This window comes from Halobellus rarus, from assembly GCF_024494595.1.
In the GTDB taxonomy this organism is placed as follows: Archaea; Halobacteriota; Halobacteria; order Halobacteriales; family Haloferacaceae; genus Haloquadratum; species Haloquadratum rarum.
In genome coordinates this window covers 1-5451 of the sequence record NZ_JANHDI010000020.1, presented here as the reverse complement: position 1 = coordinate 5451, position 5451 = coordinate 1, and the positions used below count along the sequence as shown (strand labels likewise).

Sequence of the window (5451 nt, the reverse complement as noted above, 5' to 3'; positions counted from 1 at the left end):
GAACCACTGAACGGACCACGCAATGACGATTGGTGATTCCCTTCCATCTGGAAGGAATCCCGCCACACCCCTCCCCTTCACCGGGGAGACCCATTCCGGTTGATCCTGCCGGAGGCCATTGCTATCGGAGTCCGATTTAGCCATGCTAGTCGCACGAGTTCACACTCGTGGCAGATAGCTCAGTAACACGTGGCCAACCTACCCTACAGAACTGAACAACCTCGGGAAACTGAGGCTAACTCAGTATACAACTCCCACGCTGGAACGCCGGGAGTCACAAACACTACGGTGCTGTAGGATGAGGCTGCGGCCGATTAGGTAGACGGTGGGGTAACGGCCCACCGTGCCCATAATCGGTACGGGTTGTGAGAGCAAGAGCCCGGAGACGGAATCTGAGACAAGATTCCGGGCCCTACGGGGCGCAGCAGGCGCGAAACCTTTACACTGCACGCCAGTGCGATAAGGGGACTCCGAGTGCGAGGGCATATCGTCCTCGCTTTTGTGTACCGTAGGGCGGTACACGAACAAGAGCTGGGCAAGACCGGTGCCAGCCGCCGCGGTAATACCGGCAGCTCAAGTGATGGCCAATCTTATTGGGCCTAAAGCGTCCGTAGCTGGCCCTGAAAGTCCGTCGGGAAATCCACACGCTCAACGTGTGGGCGTCCGGCGGAAACTTCAGGGCTTGGGACCGGAAGGCTCGAGAGGTACGTCCGGGGTAGGAGTGAAATCCCGTAATCCCGAACGGACCACCGATGGCGAAAGCATCTCGAGAAGACGGATCCGACAGTGAGGGACGAAAGCTAGGGTCTCGAACCGGATTAGATACCCGGGTAGTCCTAGCCGTAAACGATGTTCGCTAGGTGTGGCACAGGCTACGCGCCTGTGCTGTGCCGTAGGGAAGCCGAGAAGCGAACCGCCTGGGAAGTACGTCTGCAAGGATGAAACTTAAAGGAATTGGCGGGGGAGCACTACAACCGGAGGAGCCTGCGGTTTAATTGGACTCAACGCCGGACATCTCACCAGCTCCGACTACAGTAATGACGGTCAGGTTGATGACCTCACCACGAGCTGTAGAGAGGAGGTGCATGGCCGCCGTCAGCTCGTACCGTGAGGCGTCCTGTTAAGTCAGGCAACGAGCGAGACCCGCACTCCTAATTGCCAGCAGCAGTTTCGACTGGCTGGGTACATTAAGAGGACTGCCAGTGCCAAACTGGAGGAAGGAACGGGCAACGGTAGGTCAGTATGCCCCGAATGAGCTGGGCTACACGCGGGCTACAATGGTCAAGACAATGGGTTGCCACCTCGAAAGAGGGCGCTAATCTCCGAAACTTGATCGTAGTTCGGATTGTGGGCTGAAACTCGCCCACATGAAGCTGGATTCGGTAGTAATCGCATTTCACAAGAATGCGGTGAATACGTCCCTGCTCCTTGCACACACCGCCCGTCAAAGCACCCGAGTGAGGTCCGGATGAGGCCATCTCACGATGGTCGAATCTGGGCTTCGCAAGGGGGCTTAAGTCGTAACAAGGTAGCCGTAGGGGAATCTGCGGCTGGATCACCTCCTACAGACCGGGATCAGGCCGTCGCGCCTGACCCACTTTCACTCATCGCGCGGACCGTTCAGTATTCAACACACACCAGACAGGCACCTAAGAACCACCAAGGCTAACACGGGCCCGTAGCTCAGCGGTAGAGCACCTCCTTTGCAAGGAGGACGCCCTGGGTTCAAATCCCAGCGGGTCCATCACCCAATCCACTCGAACACGAGATCACTACACAGGGCCTCACCGAAACGAGTCCCTTAAGTGATCCCGAGCATTCGACTGGATTGGACACGAACTGATGCACTATCCCGCGAAAGCGCGGATAGGAAGGGTTCGACGGACGCTCCGGCAGCCACCGGACGTTCAATGACGGCCATTGTACGCGCGCAATCCAGACGCCCACTGAACCCGTCCACCGAGGACGGACACATTGTGGACGTCTCAGATCACCAACTCAACTGCAATTCAACTTGCAACCAACAGCAAAACAGTCGTCTGTAACCGTCCCGCACTACGCGTGACGCCTACAGACGAGTCGTAACACACGACACTCAAACTGGCTACTGTACTGGCTGGTGAATGGCTCGGCTCGAGAGCCGACGACGGACGTGCCAAGCTGCGAAAAGCCTGAGGGAGCCGCACGGAGGCAAAGAACTCAGGATCTCCGAATGGGAATCCCCACCGCAATTGCTTCGCGCAATGGGGAACGCTCCGAATTGAAACATCTCAGTAGGAGCAGGAACAGAAAACAACAGCGATGTCGTTAGTAACCGCGAGTAAACGCGACACAGTCCAAACCGAATCCCTCACGGGAAATGTGGTGTTCGGACTGGTCACAACGGATCTTCAACACTGGAGAAATCTCCTGGAACGGAGTGCGATACAGGGTGACAGCCCCGTATCTAGTCGAGAAGATCCCGGACCAACTCCAGAGTAGCGAGGATTGGATATTCCTCGTGAATCTCGCAGGCATCAACTGCGAAGACTAAACACTCCTCGAGACCGATAGCGAACAAGTAGCGTGAGCGAACGCTGAAAAGCACCCCGAACAGGGCGGTGCAATAGGGCCTGAACTCAGTCAGTGATAGAACGACGGGGCATACAAGGTCCCCAGGAAAACGACCGTGGGGCGACCCACCAGTAGAACCCCGGGGAAGCCGATGTCGCGTCGTGCGTTTTGAAAAACGACCCAGGGAGTGCATTATCGAGGCAAGCCTAACTGGACCATCCAGGCAGGCACAGGGAAACCGACATGGCCGCAGTCCTTCCGGACCAGGGCCGCCGTGTTCAAGCGCGGGGAGTCCCGATGATGCGACCCGAAACCGAGTGATCTACGCGCGAGCAAGGTGAAGCGTGGCGAAAGCTGCGTGGAGGCCTGAAGGGATGGTGTCCTACAATACCCTCCTCTGACTCGTGCGTAGGGGTGAAAGGCCCATCGAACTCGGCAACAGCTGGTTCCAGCCGAAACATGTCGAAGCATGACCTCGACTGAGGTAGTCTGCGAGGTAGAGCGACCGATTGGAAGTCCCGCCTCCGAGAGGAGTCGGCCTTCCTGTCAAACTCCGAACTTGCAGACGCCGTAGACGTCGGGAATCCGGTATGCGGGGTAAGCCTGTGTACCGTGAGGGAGACAACCCAGAGCTGGGTTAAGGTCCCCAAGTGTAGATTAAGTGCGATCGAAGGTGGTCTCGAGCCCTAAACAGCCGGGAGGTGAGCTTAGAAGCAGCTACCCTCTAAGAAAAGCGTAACAGCTTACCGGCCGAGGTTCGAGGCGCCCAAAATGATCGGGGCTCAAATCTACCACCGAGACCTAGCAGCGTCCATCACAGGACGACCTAGTAGGCTTGGCGTACTGAATGGGCGGAAGCACGGGCGAGAGCTCGCGTGGACCGTTCAGTAACGAAAATCCTGGTCACAGTAGCAGCGAGAGTCGGGTGAGACCCCCGACGGCCAAACGAGCAAGGGTTCCTCGGCACTGCTAATCAGCCGAGGGTTAGTCGGTCCTAAGTCCCGCCGTAACTCGACCGGGACAACCAGGGAAACTGGTTAATATTCCAGTACCACCGTGCAGTACGTCGACGCTTTTGGAAACAGCGAGCGGGGCCTTCGCCCCGTCGAATCGTGGAACATCGTGGATGCCGTAACGGCACGAAGCGATCGAATCACGAGACAGCGAAAGTCGCTGGTACCGAGAGCCCGTGAAAAGACGCACGGCGACCGTACCGAGATCCGACACAGGTGCTCAGGCAGCGAAAGCCACGGCCCGTCGGGAGCAACCGGCGTTAGGGAATTCGGCAAGTTAGTCCCGTACCTTCGGAAGAAGGGATACCTGCTTTTGACCGAGCAGGTCGCAGTGACTCGGACGCTCCGACTGTCTAGTAACAACATAGGTGACCGCAAATCCGCAAGGACTCGTACGGTCACTGAATCCTGCCCAGTGCGGGTATCTGAACACCTCGTACAAGAGGACGAAGGACCCGTCAACGGCGGGGGTAACTATGACCCTCTTAAGGTAGCGTAGTACCTTGCCGCTTCAGTAGCGGCTTGCATGAATGGATCAACGAGAGCGTCACTGTCCCAACGCTGGGCCCGGTGAACTGTACGTTCCAGTGCGGAGTCTGGAGACCCCCAAGGGGAAGCGAAGACCCTATAGAGCTTTACTGCAGGCTGTCGCTGAGACGTGGTCGCTGATGTGCAGCATAGGTAGGAGTCATTACAGAGGTACCCGCGCTAGCGGGCCACCCAGACCCAAGTGAAATACTACCCGTTAGTGACTGCGACTCTCACTCCTGGCGGAGGACACCGGTAGCCGGGCAGTTTGACTGGGGCGGTACGCGCTCGAAAAGATATCGAGCGCGCCCAAAGATTTCCTCACCCGGGTCGGAAACCCGGAGAAGAGCGCAAGAGCACACGGAAGTCTGACAGTGATCTTCCCAACGAGGATCGCTGACGCGAAAGCGTGGTCTAGCGAACCAACGAGGCTCCTGGATGGGGCCCGTTGATGACAGAAAAGCTACCTTAGGGATAACAGAGTCGTCACTCGCAAGAGCACATATCGACCGAGTGGCTTGCTACCTCGATGTCGGTTCCCTCCATCCTGCCTGTGCAGAAGCAGGCAAGGGTGAGGTTGTTCGCCTATTAAAGGAGGTCGTGAGCTGGGTTTAGACCGTCGTGAGACAGGTCGGCTGCTATCTATTGGGGGTGTATTGGTACTTGAGAGGAACGATCGTATAGTACGAGAGGAACTACGATTGGGTGCCGCTGGTGTATCGGTTGTCCGAGAGGGCAGATGCCGAGCAGCCACGCACCACGGGGTAAGAGCTGAACGCATCTAAGCTCGAAACCCACCTCAAAAAGAAGTACCGCCGAGGACACTCGTAGAAGACGAGTTAGATAGACTCGGGGTGTACGCACCGAGGCAACGAGGTGTTAAGCCCGCGAGCACTAACAGTCCGAAGCCACACTCATACACGAGAATACAGTGTCGTGCCAGTATCCTGCATAGGATACGCGGTTACGCACGCTGTTGGACGTGTTTGGTGGTCCGAGACTTACACTACACTTAGTCCACTCGATGGACGGGTTCAGGCGGAAACTGGATTGCGCGCGTTCGATCACAATGGTAATTGTACGCAGCGGTTGGCTGAAGACCGACGACGGTCACTCTCTCTCTCTTCGATGAGAGAAGAGAGAGCGCGTGGTTCGAGTCCACGAGTCGGCGTTAAGGCGGCCAGAGCGGCAGGGTTCCACCCGTACCCATCCCGAACACGGAAGTTAAGCCTGCCAGCGTGTCAGCAAGTACTGGAGTGAGCGATCCTCTGGGAACACTGGCTCGCCGCCTCCCACTCATACACTCATTCAAAGAGCCCACGAGACGCGGTGTCTCGTGGGCTCTCTTCATTTCGAA

General features: G+C 57.2%; 1 tRNA gene and 3 rRNA genes. All 4 read left to right on the top strand.

The annotated features are described in order from the left end of the window. Positions 1 to 92 precede the first annotated feature (92 nt). A 16S ribosomal RNA gene (locus NO876_RS17895) occupies positions 93 to 1564 on the top strand. Positions 1565 to 1672: 108 nt separating this feature from the next. Next, positions 1673 to 1744: transfer RNA gene (locus NO876_RS17890), tRNA-Ala, on the top strand. 351 nt (positions 1745 to 2095) lie between these two features. Continuing rightward, a 23S ribosomal RNA gene (locus NO876_RS17885) occupies positions 2096 to 5011 on the top strand. Positions 5012 to 5266: 255 nt separating this feature from the next. After that, a 5S ribosomal RNA gene (rrf, locus tag NO876_RS17880) occupies positions 5267 to 5388 on the top strand. Together the 16S, 23S and 5S rRNA genes with 1 tRNA gene alongside form the textbook arrangement of a ribosomal RNA operon. Positions 5389 to 5451: the final 63 nt, after the last annotated feature.